Annotated in this window: 14 protein-coding genes; 10 read left to right on the top strand and 4 right to left on the bottom strand. The window is 38.9% G+C overall.

Annotated features, from left to right (window positions below; all coding sequences use genetic code 11):
• Position 1: 1 nt before the first annotated feature.
• The 3 genes from L6773_RS04310 to L6773_RS04300 form a co-directional block, all read right to left on the bottom strand.
• Positions 2–637: an RDD family protein gene (locus tag L6773_RS04310; protein WP_237852622.1), complete on the bottom strand. Its 636-nt coding sequence runs from the start codon at positions 635–637 to the stop codon at positions 2–4.
• 282 nt (positions 638–919) lie between these two features.
• Positions 920–1357: a hypothetical protein gene (locus L6773_RS04305; RefSeq protein ID WP_237852621.1), complete on the bottom strand. Its 438-nt coding sequence runs from the start codon at positions 1355–1357 to the stop codon at positions 920–922.
• 18 nt (positions 1358–1375) lie between these two features.
• Positions 1376–1600, bottom strand: a complete 225-nt coding sequence (locus tag L6773_RS04300; RefSeq protein WP_237852620.1) for a hypothetical protein — start codon at positions 1598–1600, stop codon at positions 1376–1378.
• A gap of 142 nt (positions 1601–1742) precedes the next feature.
• Between L6773_RS04300 and L6773_RS04295 the strand changes: the two genes are divergently transcribed.
• The 9 genes from L6773_RS04295 to L6773_RS04255 all read left to right on the top strand — a co-directional run bounded on the left by L6773_RS04295 (position 1743) and on the right by L6773_RS04255 (position 16570).
• Positions 1743–2732, top strand: a complete 990-nt coding sequence (locus L6773_RS04295; protein WP_237852619.1) for a hypothetical protein — start codon at positions 1743–1745, stop codon at positions 2730–2732.
• Positions 2733–3312: 580 nt separating this feature from the next.
• The gene (locus L6773_RS04290; RefSeq protein WP_237852618.1) at positions 3313–3936 is read left to right on the top strand and encodes a DUF1819 family protein; all 624 of its coding nucleotides are present in this window, start codon (positions 3313–3315) and stop codon (positions 3934–3936) included.
• A complete protein-coding gene (locus L6773_RS04285; RefSeq protein WP_237852617.1) occupies positions 3933–4517 on the top strand; it encodes a DUF1788 domain-containing protein in 585 nt (194 codons plus the stop codon). Before L6773_RS04290 ends, L6773_RS04285 begins: the two co-directional genes overlap by 4 nt.
• 2 nt (positions 4518–4519) lie before the next feature.
• The gene (brxC, locus tag L6773_RS04280; RefSeq protein ID WP_237852616.1) at positions 4520–8014 is read left to right on the top strand and encodes a BREX system P-loop protein BrxC; all 3495 of its coding nucleotides are present in this window, start codon (positions 4520–4522) and stop codon (positions 8012–8014) included.
• Positions 8015–8050: 36 nt separating this feature from the next.
• Complete coding sequence (locus L6773_RS04275; RefSeq protein ID WP_237852615.1) at positions 8051–8839, top strand: DUF6577 family protein; 789 nt, start codon at positions 8051–8053, stop codon at positions 8837–8839.
• A gap of 15 nt (positions 8840–8854) precedes the next feature.
• Positions 8855–9922, top strand: coding sequence for a nucleotidyl transferase AbiEii/AbiGii toxin family protein (locus L6773_RS04270; protein WP_237852614.1), 1068 nt, complete (start codon positions 8855–8857; stop codon positions 9920–9922).
• Between the two features lie 14 nt (positions 9923–9936).
• Positions 9937–13560, top strand: a complete 3624-nt coding sequence (pglX, locus tag L6773_RS04265; protein ID WP_237852613.1) for a BREX-1 system adenine-specific DNA-methyltransferase PglX — start codon at positions 9937–9939, stop codon at positions 13558–13560.
• Entirely contained in the window at positions 13557–13958 is a 402-nt protein-coding gene (locus L6773_RS04260; RefSeq protein ID WP_237852612.1) for a hypothetical protein, read from the top strand. Before pglX ends, L6773_RS04260 begins: the two co-directional genes overlap by 4 nt.
• A 134-nt stretch (positions 13959–14092) precedes the next feature.
• Positions 14093–16570: a UvrD-helicase domain-containing protein gene (locus L6773_RS04255; protein ID WP_237852611.1), complete on the top strand. Its 2478-nt coding sequence runs from the start codon at positions 14093–14095 to the stop codon at positions 16568–16570.
• 77 nt (positions 16571–16647) lie between these two features.
• Here the strand turns inward: L6773_RS04255 and L6773_RS04250 are convergent, their stop codons facing one another.
• The gene (locus L6773_RS04250) at positions 16648–19482 is read right to left on the bottom strand and encodes a UvrD-helicase domain-containing protein (RefSeq protein WP_237852610.1); all 2835 of its coding nucleotides are present in this window, start codon (positions 19480–19482) and stop codon (positions 16648–16650) included.
• 290 nt (positions 19483–19772) lie between these two features.
• Between L6773_RS04250 and pglZ the strand changes: the two genes are divergently transcribed.
• Positions 19773–22274 carry a BREX-1 system phosphatase PglZ type A gene (gene pglZ / locus L6773_RS04245; protein ID WP_237852609.1) on the top strand — a complete coding sequence of 834 codons (2502 nt, stop codon included), beginning with the start codon at positions 19773–19775 and terminating at the stop codon, positions 22272–22274.
• Position 22275 lies beyond the last annotated feature (1 nt).

The raw sequence follows: 22275 nt of genomic DNA, 5'->3' as shown, positions 1-22275 counted from the left end.
TTTAAGCCTTTACAATAATACATCCAGCTATCATATCATGGAGACCTTGCTTCTTCTTCGTAAAAGCTGCCATTAAATAGCCAATTCCAAAAATTAAACCTGATAGAATCTTAGAAAAATGTCTTCCAGTCGCTTTTCCAAATTTTACTGGATATCCATTTTCAGTGGTCACTTTTAAGCCCAAAAGTTTTTTACCATATGTTGCTTGATGACCTGAACTTTCCATTAATGAATAGTAAAGCCAGGTAATAAAAAAACCTAAAAAGTTAGCTGTTGCATTATCCATATCCGGATCACCAGAAATCATAAACATCGCCGGAATGATTGTAATAATTGTTATTATGATCATGTCAATAAACAGTGCAACTAATCTAAGCCAAAAACCTCCATACCTTACTTCTTCTAAATTTACAAACTTACTCTCAGATCTATTATGTTCTGTTCCATTTCTTGGATTAGCTTCTTGAAGCTTATCAGCAAACTCAGATAGCGTTCCTATCTTTACCCAATTTTCCATTCCATTTGACCAAACTAAATCTTCTGCATTCAGCGAGCCTTCTTGGAGAAGATTTATTAATTGAGTTTTATCTACCGGTCCATGTTGTTTGTTATCTTTTGCATAGTACCACTTGTTCATTGGCAATCCCCCAAATATCAAAATTATTTATTAATGAATTGACTTAATCATTTATAAAGAGTCTTTTTTTCTCTTTTTCTTTACTTCGAATTGAGTCTAAGATTGCATAGCCAACTCCAATGATTATTAGAAAAGGAAATGAAGATCCGATCAGAAATGGAATACTAAAATTCCCATTCCCCAATACATTTATCAATGTTGCAACTTAAACAATAATTGTCAAAATTTTCTCTTTTAAATAAGTTTCAAATGTCTTTGAGTTCATATTAAATCTCGAATTCCTCATATTTTATTTTCCTCGAATTCACGAACATACTCATCAAAAACTGCCTGATAATAGTCATTTAACAAAGGGTAAAAATCTGATTCAATTGTAATAAAATCTCTATCCTGATCTGGGGGTGCAATACCATGAACGTCATAGTTAGCGAGCCAAGTTGATCTGATTAACCCAGCGAAATCATATGCATGACCGACGAATGCTGTTTCTTCTATTAAATAAATCATTTCTCCATAGGTAAGAGGTAATTTACTTTTGGAGATTGCTGGTATAAACTCCATGTCATCATCTAAATATTCATCAACTACAGAGTAATAATTTAATTTATTAACCCACTTCGCCCGGATAGAGATTTGATCATTTGTCACGCTTTCCAAATTGATGCGTACAATTTCAACCTCATTTTCCTCTAAGTCTGGTAAAAATTCGCCGCCAATCATTTTAGGATGAATTCTCCCCTAGGCTAATTTTTCTTCTTCATTCAAGCTCTCTTTGAGTAAAAATTCATTGAGATTACTGAGATCTCCCTGTTCAAGCATTTTTTTTGCAATATCACGCCTAACGGTTCCTTTAATTGATCTTAGTATATGTGAAATCTCAGTTGATAATGACCAATAACTTTCTGGCCTTTCATTTAAGTCAATTATTCCATAATCCGGGTAATCTGTTTTACTTTTTTTCAATTCATTTCTCCTTCAGAATTTCGTTATTTGTAGTAATTTTCTCAGCGATAATATACATCTGAAAAGTATTTTCTTAACAGATCGGTAATGAATAATTTTTATCTAAATATTCGTTGGACCCAACATTAACTGTAATTACATCATGTCCGACCTTCACTATTTCCCACGTTACTCATCAAAAGAAAACACAGTTACAAATAATACCCTTCAGTTAATATCTCGAATTTATGAACATTCAGTTGACCGAGCTTCAGAGTTTCTTGGAAATCTCGTCGATACAGATATCCCATTAGGTTGTGAATTTCAACAACAAACTCGGACCAGTGAATCCGTACCAGATGGAAGTATCATTCAAAGAAGCTTCAAAATATTGATTGAGTCGAAGTTAGGATCTGGTGTTAGCACTGAGCAACTGATGGGGCATGCAGAAGCTTTTGATGATGAAGAGGTGAAAGTTTTACTATTTCTTTCAAAAGAGAAACCCAATGAAAAAAGAATCGAGTCTATTAAAGAAGATTTAAAAAAGACAAGCCCTGACATTCTATTTTCATGTAATACATACGATGAAATTTGTGACATACTTGAAGACTTTTTTTCCCCACACGAAACGACCATGAGGCGTATTGCAGATGATTATATAAGCTACTGTTCTGATATAGATCTAACTAATGAATCTAAATACTTAATGAGAGTTGTCCCTTGTAGTGTTAGCTATGATTTGAACGGAAAATATGGCATCTATTATCATCCATCAGACAGAGGCTATAGAAAACACTCATACATTGGAATCTATACCCAAAAATGTATTCACTATATTTGGGAAATAGACAGTGTATTTGATGTAACGTATGATGGAAATGAACTCAAAAAGGTATTCATTGACGGTAGAGATACTGACGATTATGATCAAAAACTGATTGGAATTATTGAACAAGCAGAAGAAGATTTAGGACACGACCTGTATAGGTCACATCGATTCTTTTGTGGTAAGAAAGTGCATAACACCAACTTCAGAAAAGTTAGTAAATATGGAATTCAAGGTGCAAGATACATGAATTTAAATGATGTGCTTGATGAATACGGTGATACTTCTCAGATTGCAGAAAAATTAAAAAGTGAGACTTGGGAGTAATTCTCTTAGTTCTTATTTAGATCCAAAATTGTATTGTAGCTTAACTTATACTTTTTTTATCTCGTTTCGTGTTACCAAAGGCTTGGGATTTTAGTTCTAAGAAAGCGACTAACTTTTCATTATTCAGATTACTGAATCCATCTTCTACATACTATCGAGGGCAGGCAAAGTTGATAAAGAATGTTTTTTTATTTTAGAGTGATCAAAAACAGGTATTAATTTGATACACACTCTCTATCGAATCCACATCCAGCTCCGATTTTGAAACCACATCTGATATACCTACAATTATAATGACGCCCAAGTGGCGTCTCTATTGATGAATAGTCGAGGCATCATATCTGGTAGGTATGATGCCCTGTTTTATAAAAATCTACCTTATTTGTTTGATTATCCGTCAAAATATGCCTTTAAACAGTATAAACGCAGCTTTTAGTCAAATTTGCATTCTAAGCGCCTATCTCTATTTGTGAATGGTTTACCCTTGCTATTTTATGGTTTTATTGGATTTTTCGAAGTCAAAAATTTGAAATTCAATTATGAGCGAGATTTGATCTAAAATTTTTTATCCTGATTGTATATGAATAACAATTTGATAACTGAAGAACCCTTGAAGTATAGATTTTCTTTTACCGGAGCCAGTGCAATGATCCCGGAGTTTACAACACTTGCTCAGCAAATACAGAATGGTTTCACTCTTGATGAAATTGACACAAAGGTAGCGGGTCGCGAGAAATATGAGACAAACAGTAGAGAGTTTCGTGAATTGAAGCACAGAATAAAAACTCTTACTCCTGCCCAAATTGAAATTCTTGCCGACGGGGACCCAACGGAAAGAAACCAGATCACCCATCTTGCTCTTTGTAAAACCTATGGCATCTATCACGACTTTGTAACGGAGGTGCTATCTGAAAAAATACAGGTGTTCGATGACAGCTTGACTGAAATGGATTACAACAGTTTTATCAGTAAAAAGAAAATGGGGCATCCTGAACTGGACCGTTTGGCTGAATCAACTCAGAAGAAAGTAAAGCAAGTGATCATTAAAATGTTGCAGCAAGTCGGGATCATTGATTCTATCTCTAATCCTTCTATTTTACCTCAAACGGTACATTCAAAAGTTGAGAACGCTATCATCGAAGATCACCCAAAATGGTTGGCTTGCTTCTTATATAATGAACACCAAATTGAGACTCTACTATGATCACTGAAGATCTGCATAAAAAGTTCGATCATATTCACAGGGTCATCTTAAATCCGGCTTTCTTAAAGATGGATGCGTTGGGCGGTGAGATCCCTTTCTGGATTTCAACATACGATCCAAGCCAGGAAATTGAAGTGAATACCGAGATCCAGAATCTTGTCAAGAAGCTTCAAAACGAAGGGATAGAACCTCATCTTATTAACCTGTTTACGCTTTCCATTGACATTATAGAAGAGCATCTTGGTTTGGAGAAAATGTTTGCAGTTGAAAAGCGGAAAAGCAAAGAGCGTTTTAAAAAGGCGCTCGAATCGACTATCAACATTCACGAACGGTTGATTCCTACCATTAAGGGGCAGGTAGATAACCATTCAACGGATCTGCTTCTGATTAACGGTGTCGGGTCAGCGTTTCCGTATATTCGGTCTCACAATGTTTTGAACAATTTACAAAGTGCCGTCAAAGAGGTTCCAACATTAATGTTTTTTCCCGGAGAGTACACGGGGAGATCACTTGAACTTTTCGGTTTGCTGAAAGACGACAATTACTACAGGGCTTTTAATATAGATAACTATAAACTTTGATCATGGATCTGAAAGAACTATTCAAGAAGGACTACAGCCGCAACATTGAAACCGTTATTAAAGCAGATGACACCACTCACATTCTGCAAGAAGTTGAAGAGTATGTTATCACCAATGAGATATCTCAAAAGATTGCGGACTTTTTTGAACAGTACAATAACTACGAGGGAGCCAACGGTGTATGGATTTCAGGGTTCTTTGGATCGGGTAAATCACACCTGTTAAAAATTCTTAGCTACATTCTTGAGGACCGATCTATTGACGGCACTCACCTGGGCGAGCTTTTTGCCGAAAAAGTGGTCGAAGACGCAAAATTAAAGGGAGATATTAAAGCGGCAACTCGTATCCCGTCTGAAAGTATTTTGTTTAATATTGATCAGCAGGCGCAGATTACATCAAAAACGGATGCCAACGCTATCTTACAGGTCTTTTATAAGGTTTTGTATGACCACCAGGGGTTTTATGGCTTTCAGCCGCATGTAGCTGAATTCGAACTTTGGTTATCCAAAGAAGGGAAGTATGAATCATTCAAATCAAAGTTCAAAGAGGCTTCCGGTAAAGACTGGAAGGAAGCACGCATTGACTACCATGATCCCGTTGTTGAGGATATCACGGCTGAAGTTTGTGGGGAGTTGTTCAACAAGGATGCTGATAAATACCTGGATATTCTCGATAAAATGGATGACCGCAGCAAATTCTCCATCGAGGATTTTGCAAAAAAAGTTCATGACTATATCGAAACCAAGGAAGATGGTTTCAGGCTGAACTTTTATGTAGATGAAGTGGGACAGTATATCGCGGAGAACACGAAGCTGATGCTGAACCTTCAAACCATCGCTGAATCGTTGGCCACGAAATGCAAAGGACGATCCTGGATCACTGTTACTTCGCAGGAAGATCTCGGTAATTTGGTTGGTGATGAAAGAGCTACCCAATCTGATGATTTCTCCAAGATTCAGGGACGATTCAAAATCAGAATGCCACTTACTTCGGCCAACGTGGATGAAGTCATTGAAAAACGGTTGCTCGCCAAAAACGAAAAGGGAGAAAGTAAACTTTACTCGGTGTGGAGTTCAGAAAAAGACAACTTGGCAACACTTATCTCTTTTGATGATGTAGGTATACAATTCAAGAAAAGTTATGACGATAAAGAGGAGTTTAGTTCTAAATACCCATTTATCCCCTATCAGTTTGATCTGTTCCAGCAGTGTATAAAAGCACTTTCGCGGCACAATGCTTTCCAGGGGAAGCATGCCTCTGTTGGTGAGCGCTCCATGCTTGGCGTATTCCAGGAAGTGCTGAAAGGACTACAAGATTTCAGTGAGCGAAACCTCATTAGTTTTGACCAGCTCTTCGAGGGACTGCGTTCAACCATGCGGACGGAAGTTCAGAACTCAATCATTGTTGCCGAGAAGAATTTGTCCAATAAACCATTAGCGATCCGGATTCTGAAAGCTCTCTTTTTGGTGAAATACTACGACAGCTTCAAGTCCACAACACGTAATATTTCGGTTCTGCTACTGAATGATCTGGATGAAAACCCGCACAACCATCAACAAAAGGTGGAAGAAGCTTTAAACCTTTTGGAACAGCAAAATTATGTTCAGCGCCATGGTGATGTGTATGAATTTTTAACAGATGTTGAAAAGGATATCCAGGAAGAGATTAAATCCACTGAAATTGAATCTACCCAGGTTACGGACCTGTTTAACACTCTCCTCTTTGACGGCATTATAAAAGATACACGCATTCAATTTGAAGAGAACAAACAGTATTACGATTTCACAAAAAAAGTGGATGGCGTTCAGTACGGTAGAGAGAAAGAACTGACGATTGAACTGGTTACGCCTAATTTTGAACGATACGAAGACCTGAACTACTACCAGGGGCTTTCGATGGGGAACCAAACCCATATGCTTCTAAAGCTGGACTCCCACGACCGGATTGTACGGGATGCAAGACTCTATATTCAGACCGAAAAGTATATCAAACAGAATCAATCCACGTCCAACAAAGATTCTGTGAAACGTATTTTGTTTGAACAGGGGCAGCAGAATCAAGAGCGGAAAAGAGAAATGATGGATGCATTAGACGAGATGCTTGCCAAAGCTACCGTCTATATGAATGGAACCGAGCACAAGGTGTCCTCGACGGGGGATGGCAAGACGAAAGTAATTTACGCCTTTCAGGACTTGATTCGCTATGCATACAGTAAGCTAAAGCTCTTAGGAGATACGACGTATGATGAGAGCCGCCTGAAGAGCATTATGAAAGGAAAGCAAGATGATCTTTTTGTTGAGGACGATCAATCGATGACGGCGCCGGAAAATGAAGTGCTAAATCTCATTCAGCGCAGGAAAAAACAGAATGACCGAACCACGCTCACAAGCTTGAAAGAACATTTTTCCAAAAAGCCCTATGGGTGGTCTGAATTGGCTATTTGGTGTATAACGGCCATGCTTTTTAAGCGGGGAAAGATCGAGAGTAAACAAGATGTGAATGTACTCGACGATAGTGAGTTTCTGGATGCAATGATGAACAATCGTGCCCACGCCAATACGCTTATCTATCCACAAATTGATTTCGACCAGGGACAGATCCGTAAACTCAGACAGATTCACCAGGAACTGTTTCATGAATCAAATCCTCATAACGAAGCGAAGGAAGCCGCCAACTACTTCAAGGAAAAACTGAATGATGAGCTGGAAACGATAAGCGGCTTTATCGCCCAACAATCGAACTATCCTTTTATGAAGCAACTTCAGCCGCTGTTTGACGAGCTGAAGAAGTTGCAGCAGATGGACTATGCCAAACTGATCACATCTATTGGGGATGCTGAGGATACAATCCTTGACCTGAAAGAGGATGTGCTTGATCCCGTCAAGCAGTTTATGCATAGCGGACAGAGATCGATTTATGATCGGCTGAGAGAATTTGAAGGCTACAACCAGGCCAACTTCAATTACATCGATGCGGAGGAGAAGAATGTAATTTCCGAGGTGAAAGAAGATCCTACTCCCTACCGAGGAAACTCTATGAAAGAGGCCAAAGAGGCGATGGATTCTATCGAGAGCCGGGTGAAGAAAGCGATTGACAAGGAAAAAGAGAGTACGCTCAGTAGTATCGAAGAGAAAATCTCTGATCTGACGAATAAAGACGAATATTCAGCACTTTCAGGATCGCAAAAAGAACAGGTGTTGGCTCCCTTGCATCAATTGAAGCAGCAGGCAAAGAGTGAGCGGTACATAGGAAACCTGAAGAATATTCAAACCAATCTGGGCGATGTTTATACAGAACAGTTGAACCAGATGATTGACCTGGCCACGCCTGAAGAGGAAGAAAAGCCAAAGCGACAGTTTATCAAGCAGTCTAACATTCATACGTCGTTTAGCAAGAAGGAATTGGAAACAGAAGAAGATGTGGACGAATACCTGAAGTCACTTCGGGAAGCGATGGTGAAGCATATTCAGAAGAATCACAACATTGTATTGGATTAAATACTAATTTCAAATTATCGGCACTTTTTGTAAATTGTGCCAATAATTGGAATTCAACTGTTTAAGCCTAAAGCATTCGCAGACTACAATTTACATATTGAAGAACTCAAGGATCATTTTGAAGCGAAAGATCACTTTACTACAAGTGATATCACGAAATTCTACCGTTCGTTTGAAAAGGACTTAAAAAAATCTACGATCAACTGGCGGGTGTATGAGTTGGTACAGAAAGGGGTTTTAACAAGAATCGGTAAGGGTGTCTTTAAGTTTGGAGAAAGTCAGAATTTTACTCCAAAGATTGACCACCATTTGAAGTCAATTTTTAAAAGTATAGATAAGGACTTGCCCTATGCTGAAGTTTGCGTATGGGATACCTCTTTTCTAAACCACTTGATGTTACACCAACCCTCAAATTTTAATACTATCGTTGAAACGGAGCGGGATGTAACCAGTTCTGTATTCAACTTACTGAGAAGTAAAAAATTCCAGGTCTATTTAAATCCAGGAAAAGAAATTATCCAAAACTATCTCTATGACCAGGAGCATACCATCATTGTAAAGACTCTGATCTCAGAGAGTCCGTTGCAGAAAATTGAAAATGTTACAACTGTAACGATCGAAAAAATTTTGGTAGATCTGTTTTGTGATACGGAGTTGTACGAACCCTACCAAGGTGTAGAGAGAAAACGAATTTTCCAGGAAGCATTCAATCAATATTCCATTAATGAAAAAACGCTCCTTCGATATGCAGACCGAAGAAAGCGGAAAGAAAAACTCAAGAATTATCTAACCAACCTCCAATTATTGGCACTAAACAACGATTAGTGCCGAACATTTGATATGATCGACCAATCAAAACTTACAGACGAATGGGTACAGCAGGTAGCCGGGGAGCATAAAGCCGATCCTCTGCTCATCGAGAAAGTAATTCGTGCCCTGTTGCTGTTGGAAGGTTTGGTGAAGCAGGACCTCTCCTTCGTTTTTAAAGGCGGAACGGCATTAATGCTTCATTTCAATTCTACGAAACGATTGTCCATCGATATCGACATTATTCTTCCGGATAAAGAGATCAACATGGACGAAATTCTGACGTCAGTGGTTGAAGAACAAAACTTCACCAAGTTTGAATTACAGGAACGCAGTGCGCGGTCCGATATCGAGAAAGCTCACTACAAGCTGTATTATACACCGGTGCGTCCTTCCGGCGGCGATGAAGAATATGTATTGCTCGATATTCTTTTCGAGGATCTAAACTACACCAAGATGGAACAGCTCCCGGTGAAGTCTCCTTTTGTACCTCAAACCGGAAATCCGCTCATGGTGGATATTCCGTCCATTGAAGATCTGCTTGGAGATAAACTCACAGCATTCGCTCCCAATACAACGGGTATCCCCTACTTCAAGGGCGATGACAGCATGAGTATGGAGATCATCAAACAGCTCTACGATATTGGCAATCTGTTTGATGTGGCCGAAGATCTACAGGTAGTGAAGGAGACCTTCCACAAGTTTGCTATTGCTGAATTGGCCTATCGGGATCAGGATGGACTGAAGCCTGAAGATGTCATTGAAGATATCTACCAAACCTCACTCAGCATAGCTACAAGAGGAAAAGGTGGGAAGGCCGACTTCGATGAACTTCAGTCAGGGATTCGGCGCATTAAGAGCTTTATTTTTTCGGAAAGTTACCACCTTGAAAAAGCGATCACTCACGCAACGAAAGCGGCATACATGGCTACTCTTTTAAGAAAAGATTCTGATTCCATTGAGCGCTTCGATTCTGACACCAACATGAAAGATTGGATCATTGAAGAGCCGATAAATACCAGGGTCAACAAGCTCAAAAAATCCGATCCGGAAGCATTTTTTTACTGGTACAAAATATTTGAACTTTCACAAGAAGATTAAACGATTTACAATCTATGAACACCAACAAACTCAAAAAATTCGCTCAGGAAACACGTCGTAAGTTGCTTAAACAGGTAAACGGAAAGCTGGAGCATGTGTTGAATACGGATAGCTCAGAGCTTCGGGGGAAAGCGCAGACGGTGAAGGAGCTGAAGAAGGAACTGGATACCCTGGGCAGGGAAGCGTTGGTGGATAAGGTTGCTTATACCTGGTTTAACCGACTGGTGGCATTGCGTTATATGGATGCCCGTGGCTACCAGCCGCTGGAGATGGCGATTCTCACTCCCCAAGAAGGACAGGTGTCTCCACAGATCTTGCAAGAAGCGATGGCGGGACATATTCCCGGTGAGCTGAAGGTAAACACCCAACAGGTGATGGATATTCTGGATGGTCGTACATCCAGCTCCAACCCTGAAAATGAAGCCTACCGACGGCTTTTGGTAGCGAGCTGTAACCACCTGCATTCTATATTTCCCTTTCTGTTTGAAGCCATTGATGATTATACGGAACTCCTGCTACCCGATGACCTCACCAGCGAGTTCTCTATTGTGCAGGATGTGATTGATGGCATGACCGATGAAGACTGCCATCAGGTGGAAATTCTGGGATGGCTCTACCAGTTTTACATCTCGGAGAAGAAAGATGAGGTGTTTGCCTCCAAAGGGAAGGTGAAGAAAGAGGAAATTCCCGCAGCTACCCAGCTCTTTACACCCCGGTGGATTGTGGAGTACATGGTGCAGAATACGGTAGGTAAGCTGTGGGTGCTGAATCATCCCAACTCCCGTCTGAAGGAGCACATGGAGTATTACATTGAAAGTAAGGTGACGTCGGAGGATGTACTCACCATTGACACACCCGAAGAGCTTACGCTGTTAGACCAGGCGTGTGGCTCGGGACACATTTTGGTGTACGGCTTTGAACTGCTCTATAAGATCTATGAAGAGGAAGGCTATGCCCCGTCTGATATTCCCCGACTGATTATTGAACACAACCTCCACGGTTTTGAAATTGATGAACGGGCAGCCCAACTGGCGGGGCTCGCTATTCTAATGAAAGCACGGGAGAAGCAACAGCGACTCTTTCGTAAGTCTGAGGTACCTGAACCCAATATTACCTGTTTTGAAGATCTGACGCTGAGTGATGAGGAGATAAAAAACACGCTGAAAAGTACAGGAGTTGACTTTTCTGACGAACTGCTTCACGACCTCCAAAACATGCAGCAAGCGACCAACTTTGGTTCGTTGATTGTTCCTCACGCCTCATTACAAGAGACCCAACAAGCCAAAACAGCTTGTGAACAGGCAATGGATTCAGCGGATCTGTTTGAAAAGGAGAAGCTGGAGCAGTTGATGATTGCTTTGGAAACTCTGAAGAAGCTTGCAGTCAAGGTTTGCTGTGTGGTGGATAACCCTCCTTATATGGGTAGTGGGAATATGAATAAAGAGCTTTCTGAATTTGTAAAAGCCAATTATTCGGACAGTAAATCTGATCTTATGACTTGTTTTATGGAGTGTGGTTTAAAAGGATTAGAAGAAAAAGGAATACTTGGAATGATCAATCAACAAAATTGGATGTTCTTAAGTAGTTATAAAAAAATTAGAGAAAAAATTATTGATGATAGTTTTATTGATACACTATTACACTTAGGTCCCCGAACATTTCCAGAAATTGGAGGAGAAGTAGTTCAAAATGTATCGTTCACGCTACTTAATACAAAAAAAGGAAAAAAGGGTCAGTTTTACAGGTTAGTCAATTTTGGAAGTTCATCTCTTAAATCATCTAAAACTCTTGAGGCTATTCAAAATCCTAATTGTGGATGGTACTATAATGCACTTCAAAGAGACTTTGAAAAAATACCGGGTAGTCCAATTGGATATTGGTTGTCTGAAAATGAAATCAAAAGTTTTGATAATTTAAATACTCTTAAAGAGGCAATTAGTCCATGTCAAGGGCTGGCTACTACTAACAACTCTCTTTTTATAAGATATTGGTCAGAAATAACTTATAGTGATATTGATTTTGAAGCACAAGCCGAGGCTGACACTATTAAGGATCAATTTACTTGGTTCCCTGTTAATAAAGGAGGCGGATTTCATAAATGGTTTGGCAAGAGAGAATTAGTAATTGAATTTAGTAACCAAGGGCAAAGAATTTGTGATTACATTGATAATACACCAGGGGTAAAGGTAAAGTCTAATGGCAGGGTGATTAATCGTGATAAATATTTTAAAACCGCTTTAGAATGGAATAGAATTGGTAGTGGATATTTTTCTGCAAGATTTTCTCCTCGAGGAAGTATTTTTGAAACCGCAAGTGTTCATGGTTTTCCAAAAGATGATGATAGATTTTTTGTATTAGCATATCTCAACTCTAAAGTGGCATTTAACTTTTTATCAATTTTGAGCCCCACACTTACATTCCAAGTTGGTGATGTTGGAAGGTTACCAATTACTGTTACTAAGAATGAAGAGGTTGAAAATTTAAGTAAGAATAATGTTGCGATTGCAAAGAAAGACTGGAACTCCAGAGAAACCTCGTGGGACTTTCAACAAAACGAATTGATCCGATTCAATAAAGAAGGGGGCATCGACACCCTCGAAGATGCCTACGAACACTATAGGCAATACTGGACCAACAAATTCTTTCAGCTCCACCAAAACGAAGAAGAGCTGAACCGTCAGTTTATTGAGATCTACGGCTTGGAGGAAGAACTCACTCCAGAGGTGCCGCTGGATGAGATAACCATTCTACAGGAAGAGTTGGATTCCAAAAAGCTTAAAAAGAAAGATTCAGATCTCAGAAGACAGAAATCAGAAGGGAGGAATCCCGATCTGCCGTTCAAAGACAAAGAAGTGTTTGCGCAGTTTATCAGCTATGCCGTAGGCTGCATGTTTGGGCGCTACAGCCTGGATAAAGATGGGCTCATTTTAGCCAATCAGGGTGAAACGCTGGAGGACTACCTCAAGAAGGTGGAGAAATCCAAAGCAGAAGCCACCTTCCTCCCCGATGACGATAACATCATCCCCGTCTTAGACGATGAGTGGTTTGAGGACGATATCGTTTTTCGTTTCCACGAATTCCTGAAAACAAGCTTCGGGGAAGAACATTTCCAGAAGAACCTGGCGTTTATTGAGGAACATATCACCCACAATGATATCCGTAAATACTTCGATAAGACCTTCTACACGGATCACTACAAGCGATACAACAAACGCCCCATTTACTGGAAGTTCTCCTCACCCAAAGGGCATTTCAGCGTGCTCATCTACATGCACCGCTACACGCAGGATACCCTCAATAACATCCTTAACAACTACCTGCGGGAGTTTGTAAACAAGCTCAAAACCCGCAAGGAGCAGATGCAGCACCTGGAAAACACCGGTTCCGCTTCCGAAAAAGCCCAGGCAAGCAAAGAAATCGACAAACTCAACAAAATGATCGCCGACTGCCAAACCTACGAACGAGAAATCTTATACCCCTTAGCCTCTGAACGGATAGAAATGGATCTCGACGATGGCGTGCTGGTCAACTACAACCTCTTCGGCAAAGCCGTAGAAGAGATCAAATCCGTCAACGACAAAAAGAAGAAAAAGAAGGTGAAGGAGTTTGACTGGATTGATGGGGGGAGAATTAGGTGAGTGATTTAGAGGGAAATATTAATGAACATCCGATAAATGTTGCTGCTAAAGCCCACTTAGAGCGTTTTAATGTCAGCGCTAATCCAAAAAAAGCACATGTTTTTGAATTAATGTTTTTGTTGATAGCTACCAATGGTTTGGATTATCAGTATGATGATGATCACATAATCAAGCACTACATTGATAAATATCTATGGAAAACAGACAATGCTCCAGTAAACTTTTTGCTAAAAGAAGTTGAACCTGAGTATATCGATGAATATGTAGAACAAATCGTTCAAAATATTAATGAAATCAAAGATGAATTAGTGCTAAGGGACTATTTAATTGATGTTCTTTTAGTTCCAGCAATTCAGGATGAGGTTGATTGGCCTATTTTTAAAAAGAGATTACTATAATAAGGGTGTATGAACTTATTATTTATTCCTGATAGAGAAGCTTCAACAGGTATCCAGATAGATAATTAAATCAGGAAGTAAAAGAGTTTGAATTTACTGATTATGTGAGAGCACCTTGATCTAACTATGGTAATATGTCAATTGAGTTTACACCGATAAACGGCCAAAATGAGCATCTCGATTACGAATCTTTTGAAGCTGATATAAAATACAGACTTCAGAATACCTGTACTGAGGCCAAGATATACTTGTATAACAATTTTCCCGTCGTTGTAACCGAAGAGAGCTTAATTGACTTGCTCATCATAATTGCTATTAAAGATATATATGGAAACTATTATCGTATTAATACAAGTTCAGGGAACGTTTATATAAAAAACCTGATCATGTCCGTGAATTTTATTGACGGATTTGAAGATCAGGATATTAAAATTGAGGATGGAGAATTACTGATAAATGAAGCTGGGGTTAACTATGAACACGAGGTAAATGGTATTAAATACAGGCTACAGGATTACTTGAAGACCAAATGTAGGTTAAATGATCCAAGGTTAGATATTCATCCCTTGTTTTTGATTAAGAATAAAGAGGAGTTTGTCCTACCACACCATTTTACGAGTAATAATTTAAGCTTTAACGGACTCGAATCGTATCTCAAGAAGGTTTTTTATAAGAATTATTACTCTACTTACCGATGGTTAAATTCAAACGATTATGATGCATATAAAAATATTTCAGATGATGTCGAGATAATAACTGAACAAGCTTCATTAGATAGTAAAATCGGTTATCTAACAAAGAAAAAAATAGAGCGTATTGGCCGAAAGGTAGCCAGATCCACCAAAAAAGATGAGCATCTCAATAAATCACTGATCATAGTAAGTGGTAAGGCAGGTACTGGAAAAACTTCTGAACTCCTTACCCTTATGACTAAAACATTGTCTAAAGGAAATAATGGGCTATTTCTTACTTACAACAAACTACTTGTTTTTGACCTGGCTAAATCACTAAAAGCCATAGGTGACAGAAACAAAATGGATATTGAAAAGTTTGGAGAGAGTAAGGTGATGACGTTACATCAATTCTTTTACCGCGTTTCAAAGTCCCTTGGAGTTTTACATGTAATGTCAGAAGACCGGATCGCTGAATTGAAGAATACACTCAGGAAGAGATTAGCAGTACTGTTTAAATTCATTAAGAGAAATCAAAACAACAAACACCTTTTAAGTGAGCCGGAAAAGCTCCTGGAAAGCATTCAAAATAGTCCGAGTTTCGATATTGGAACAAAAGATTTAGGTATTGATCTGGTACGGTATTCCAGGTATATCCACAAATCATTTGTAGACTCCAGAGATGAGATTTTTAAAGATTTCTTTACGCGACAGGAAACACTTTTAGAACGAACTGCGACCAATGAAATTTTTTTGGCTGATTATTATGGAGTACTTCAGAATACACTGGATCAAATTGAAAATCCCGAGAACTATTTTAATGACAAAGGGATAAAAGACAGAGGAGAGCTTTTAAATGAAGTACTAAACCTTTCAGATAAACACTATAATGATAAAAATGAAATTTTAGAGAGTGCATTTGTAACAAAGAAGAATAGAAAGATTGGCGGTTTCAGACGTGCCAGAACACTTTTTGTGGATGAAGCACAGGATTGCCATTACTTAGAAAAAGACATATTAGTGAAGGTATTTGGTTCTGAAAATATTGTGATAGCCAATGGTGGTACAGAACAGCTAATAAGGCATATGGAGTTGTGTAACTGGGAATATTCACAAGGCAAGAATTTGAATCCTGAAAAGTTCAGAACCAGGAACACATCATATCGAGTAAAAAAGCACCTTCTTGAATTCTGCATGTTTGTTGCTAATAAGTATCAAATCAACTTAGACCTTGAACCTTATGAAGAAGAAGGTGGAGAGAATCCCGATATAGGTAAGTTGATAATAGATTTCAGGAATAATTTGTCAGATGAAGATATCGCAAAAGCTCTAACAAGTTTAAACGAGAATGCAAAGGTACATGGATGTACCCATTATGAATCTACTCTAATCATGTTAGAACATATCAAGTACACAATTAATAGCTCAGAACCAGAAATCGGGCTGGTAAATGAGTATGGTAATATTAAGAATGACCATCTTTATGAAAGAGATGAAATGGACCTGCTGAAAAACAGACCCTCGTCGGATTTAACCATTAAATTTTGGGATGGTACCAGGCATGATAAATCCGAAAATGGTATGCCCACACCTGATGAATTCAGGGTAATATTTTACGAATCCTGCCGGGGTTTGGAAGCCTGGAATGCCATGTGTTTTTCCATCGATAAGTTCTTTGATAAGAAATCTGAAGAAGATGATGCAGAGAAATATCTGGTTGGCGATGAAACAGAGGTTCTTACAGCTGATATGTTTTTATCAAATGAAGATCGGAAGAAAATGTATGCAGCCACATGGATACTTATGGCAACCACTCGTGCTATGGATTCTTTATACTTACAGATTGAAGATAAAGAATCAGAATTTGGTTTGACAATTCAGGAATTTCTGAATACTTCACCCTCAAATGTTAAAGTGATTAACAGTTCAGAGCATGTCTGAAATCCAACATACCATTGCAAGCCTTCTTCAGAAACATCGAATACTGCTTTGGTATGATGCAAAAACTATTACTACGATCATTTTCCCTTACATCCAGTTACGCTGTACATAGAGCAGACTTTAAATTTGCCATAAGGTCCGGTCTTTGTTTCTCTATATCCATTATCACATACAGGGCATTTAGGTGCCTGCCAGTCACAAGTTTCAGAAGGGCAGATAAATTTATTTCCGCTACGTATTGGAACGGCACTTTTACATTTGGGGCACCCGGCAATAGTTCCCGTACATCTCGGGTAGTGAATACAACCAAAGAACAAAGAGTTGTCTTTTGAATTTCTTCTTTCAATCACTGTGGAGTCACAAATTGGGCAGGAATAGTCAGTCAATATCGAGTTTTCTTCATCGATAACCAGGCCTGTATATGCATCGTCTTTTCTAAGCTCTTCAACAAACTGAGACGGAAAAGATGCGTTAACCTTCAGCCAAACTTCCTTGCGTGCTCTTGTAAGGGCAACATAAAAGAGCCGTCTTTCTTCACTATTTGGATAACTTTCTTTTTCAATCAAGAAAAGGTTAATAATCGGATCATCAAGTATTTCAGATGGGAAGCCATACTTGCCGGATTCTAAATTATCTACAATCACATAATCTGCTTCTTTTCCTTTTGCACTGTGAACAGTCAGATTTCTCAGGTCAACGTCTCCTACCTTATCTATCTCAACATTATCAGCTCCAAAATTATATCTGTTAAGAACCAAAACGGAGGTTTCAGAATCTTTATCTCGAATCTCATTGTAAATATCCGAAACCTGCTTTTGAGTTACATATACGGCAGGATGTTCTCTTTTCTTATCACAAATTATGTTTTTGGAAAGTTGTGAAGGATTTTTGGTGATAAATTTAGTCGACACCTCTTTGATCTTGTCGTTAAACCGGTACGTTTTGTCCAGGTCAATGCGTACGGCCTGTGACCATTGCTCTTTATAATTGGTCATCAAGCTAATATCGCTGCCAGTAAATCTGTAAATGGATTGCCAGTCATCACCCACACAAAGTAAACGAGCATCTTTTACTTGTTCCAAAAGTGAATTCAAAAACCATGCACGACCACGTGATATGTCTTGGAATTCGTCAACTACAATCACTTTGTACGGACTTTCAAATTTTCCATCCTCTACATATGCTGCTGCCTTTGTTATCATGTCACCAAAATCAATCTCTCCTTTAATATCCAAGTGGTTTTCATAAGCTGATAACACGTGTTTAAATAGCCTTAGAAACCTCTTCTCTCTCTGATTATTCTCTTTATTTGTGTTATAGATTTCCTCGCTTAAATCTTTAAGCGTCATTTTATCACTTTTGAATAGTGTTAAGGTAGTACCCAACAACTTTGCAACACTTTTTAATCTGGACTTTATCTCTTTCAATCTGAATAGATATGCCTGGTTTATTGGCATAAATTGAACATTGTGCTTTTTTAATTGGGAATGCAATGCATTTGCGAGATTTCCTTCCGAGGCTTGATAAGAATACGTTTGAACCAGGGTAGTTCCGTTCCTTGAGTGAAGCTCCCTCTTCCACTGCATGGATTCTAAGTACTCATATCTATCAACCCAAGGGGCAGTATTATTATTTCGATCCACTCCAAAATGTTCAATATAGATGCCATTTTTAGGGAGATAGAAATCTGGTTTGTAAACTCTTTTTTGAGTGTTACCTGTATCGGCCCCTCGGTACTTTGCTTCATAGATGTACTCAATTCCGTGCAAGAACAGAAAGTTAGCAACCTGAGCTTCCTGATAACTTTTAACCTTTTCGCCCTTTAATGTTCTTATATCATGACTCGAAACATGTTTTAAATATTCTTTTTGAGTGTTAAACTCATTGGGCAGTTTTGTTGGGTAAAAGTAATAAGCTAAAAACTCTAAGATTTTTTCATTATCTGAGGCACCCATAAGCATTTGTGAAAGATGATTCTGAATAAAGTTAATTAAGTCATCTTGCTCGTAAATAGCAGGCTTTTTGCCTGTCACATCAATAATTACGTCCAGGCCTAATTTGTGAAATGTTTGAACCTGTACACCATTACCACAGGTGGCTTCAATTCTTTCTTGCAATTCATCGACTGCACCTTTTGCAAATGAAAGCAATAGAATTTCTTCAGGCTTACAAATTTTTTGTGATAACAGATAAGCTACTTTACCCACAACAGTTGTTGTTTTACCGGTTCCTGCACCTGCTACGGCAAGAACCCGGTTATCGTGTCTTACAATGGCTTCTCTCTGCTTTCTCGAAAGTTTGGTTGGCAGTAAAGTGTCTAACAGATCCTGTTTTAACTGTAGTTCTTTCTCAACCCACTTATCATTTCTTTTTTGTCTCCACTCAATGGGATCTGTAATTGCATTTCTACAGTGTAATGATTCTTTACCAGCTCCTGCTTTATTTAATATGTCGACCTCTAAAACACTCAGAAACTTCAACTCTGAATATTTTATCAGCCATTGGTTCATCTGCCAATACGACAAATATTGGTCTTTATATAACTCAGTAAAAGCTTGCTTAATTAACTCTGTTGAGCTTATTAGTTTTGTTTTGGCACTTTGTACTAAGAGTTCAAGTATTTTATTATCGAATTCGTCTTTTAACCTTACAGCAGTTGAGTGGTCTAAGCCTTTTACTGTTACATTATCATCATTCTGAAAGATTAGATTTAAACTGGTGCCAAATAATCCAAGAAAACTTTGATTGAAATCGACATGCTTAAGCTCCTTGATATTTTTAGTACCAGGCTCACCATTAGATTTATAGCTTATTACAGGTTCCTGGTAACTGATTGAATCTTCGGGCTTATTCGAAAATAGACGTCTAACTTTCTTAATACCTTTAACCAATAAAGATTTTGCAAGTCCCACTATTTGTTAGTTTCAGTGCAGGTTAGTTATCAGGACACAGCTATTTTGCCTGTAGTTAAATCTATTTCTGTACAATATAGGATTAAAGGATTTAAATTTAATTGAATTAGAGCCTGTGCTTACCTTTTTGAGATTAATGTAGAATTGGTTGAATCTGTTTGTGTTAGTCAATTATTTAGAGATGTGTCCGATCAGTAAATCTTATTATTCTATTAGTCTCACTTTTGATAGTAAATAACTATGTTTAGAATGATTGAATTTTCAATAATTGTGCAGTACAGACAGATTTAATGAGCAAAATCAAACAATCCATAGAAAGCCTTCTACAAAAACACCGCATCCTTTTGTGGTACGATGCCGAGAAGGCGTTCACAGAAGAGTATGAAGCGTTAGAACTCTCAGATACAAAAAAACTCACAGTAAACGGGAATGAGTTTGAAACCAAGGTTCGTGTACTTCACCAGGAACCCAAGCAAAAGTTTCTTCTCTATCTACCAAAAGAGAAGCCTAAGAACGAAGAAAACTGGCTGTTAGATATTGAATTGGCTCACCATGTATATCACACAGACCAGGAGGCGCTGTATCTTCAAGAAGTGGGTCTGGGATATCACTACAAAAAGTGGATCAGCGAACACATCGATTTTTTTAAGAACAAAGAGCGTGTGGCCGCTTTTAAAGAGATCGCGCAGGAAGAAGATGGAGATCATCAGCTCTCCCTAAAACTTATCCAGGTTGTTTTTGGTGCAGACATTCTTTCTTTTGACCTCTTTCTGAGAAACTTTGCATCGGCTTTTATTCAAGGCCAGGAGGAATCGGTCAAAAGGGAGCTGGAGAGGTTCAATCTTTCCGATCTTTTTTGGCAGGAAGTCTCCAAGAAATACGGTTACGCCCACGATCAACCGACGATCTATGACTTTCTGTTGGAAGCCTTTCAGAAAAACTTTTCACCGCTTAGCAGTCACTCCGTTGTGAATCGGGAAACGGGTGTGATGCTTTCTACCTGGAAAGACACTCTCTCATTCCAGGAAGACTTTAAGACGATTTCCAGGCAGATACAGAACGATTTAAAAATTGAAGAAACACTGAATCATACATCCATTGAAGAGATCGTTGATGATGATCTTTTTGAACTGATCGATCAGCGAATTATTTCAGAATTGATCCGAGGCATTCTGGATGAAAGCGTAGATCAGCAGCGATTGGAAACTGTTATCAAGAAGCGGGAATCCAAATACTGGTATGACCGGTACGTGCATTTCTACAGAGCACTTCGCATTGGTTTCAACCTCCTGGAAACGATACGTGAGGCAGGAGATATTAACATTCCTTCGTTTGAAGAGGGTATAGAGGCATATGCATCCACATGGTATCAGATAGATCAGGACTACAGAGTCTTTATTGAGCACTACAGGGAGACTAATCAAAACAGTGTACTGAATCCGCTTTACAGCGAAGTTAACAAAGCGTACAGTAACAATTGGTTATTGAAACTCAGCGATTCCTGGCAAAACGTTCTGGATGAGCAAGATGGATGGGTTAATCACCAGCGATCACAATCGAAATTTTTCAGACACAACGTAAAACCATTTCTTCAGAAGAAGACCCGGTTATTTGTCATTATCTCTGACGCACTCCGGTATGAGTGTGGTGTTTCATTTCAACAATTGATGCAAAAGGAGAATCGATTTGAAAGTGATATTGAATATCAAATAGCTCCTGTACCGTCCTACACTCAGTTAGGAATGGCATCGCTCCTTCCTCATAAAACACTCTCTTTTGGTAACGGTGATTCTATTCTTGTGGATGGTAAAAGCACGATGGGGCTATCTGCACGCAGTAAAATCTTGCAGGCGAATACAGACGTCGATGCGACCGCAGTGTTGGCCGAAGATCTGATGAAGATGGCTTCAAAAAGTGATGAAGCCAGGGATCTGGTGAAGAAACATGATTTAATCTATGTTTATCACAATCGTATTGATAAGCTCGGCGACGATAAAAGCTCTGAAGAGAAAGTGATTGATGGGGCACGGGATGAAATTGAGTTCCTGATTGATCTCATCAAAAAAGTCACAAACATGGGTGGATATAATATGATCGTGACTGCGGATCACGGGTTCATATACCAAAATGATCCGATTGAGGAAAGTGATTTTGCAGATGCTGACGTTGAGGGTGATGTAGTGAAAGCTAACCGACGGTTTGTGCTGGGCCGCAATCTGTCTTACAAAGACAATGTGATGGCTTTTGATTGCAATGAGCTTGGAATTGAAGGCGACTTACAGGTGCTGATTCCGAAGAGTATTAATCGTCTACGTGTTCACGGGGCAGGCTCGCGTTTTGTCCATGGAGGAGCCACGTTGCAGGAACTCATTACACCTGTCATCAAGGTCAAGAAGAAGCGCGAAGACACGATTAAGCAGGTAGATGTTGATGTTTTAAATAAGCGGAATAACAAGATTTCTACCAATATTCAGCGGGTCAGTTTTTATCAGTTACAACCTGTGGAAGAGCAAACATTGAGCAGAACCCTCAAAATTCAATTCAAATCAGAAGATGGAGAATCTTTGAGCGATCTGTTTACTTATACGTTTGATTCCGATGCCGAGAATTCAAAAGAGAGGGAGGTGATGCATCAATTTCAGCTATCAAGCAAGGCAAGTGATAAGTACAAAAACCAGGAAGTCTATCTTGTGCTTGAAGAACAGGTTGAAGGGAGCAACAAATGGCGTGAATACAACAAGTACCCCTATGAGATACGAATTACATTCACCAATGACTTTGACGACTTTTAAA

Origin of the sequence: Rhodohalobacter sulfatireducens (genome assembly GCF_022012475.1) — a bacterium.
GTDB lineage: Bacteria > Bacteroidota > Rhodothermia > Balneolales > Balneolaceae > Rhodohalobacter > Rhodohalobacter sulfatireducens.
This window is presented reverse-complemented; position numbering and strand designations above follow the sequence as displayed.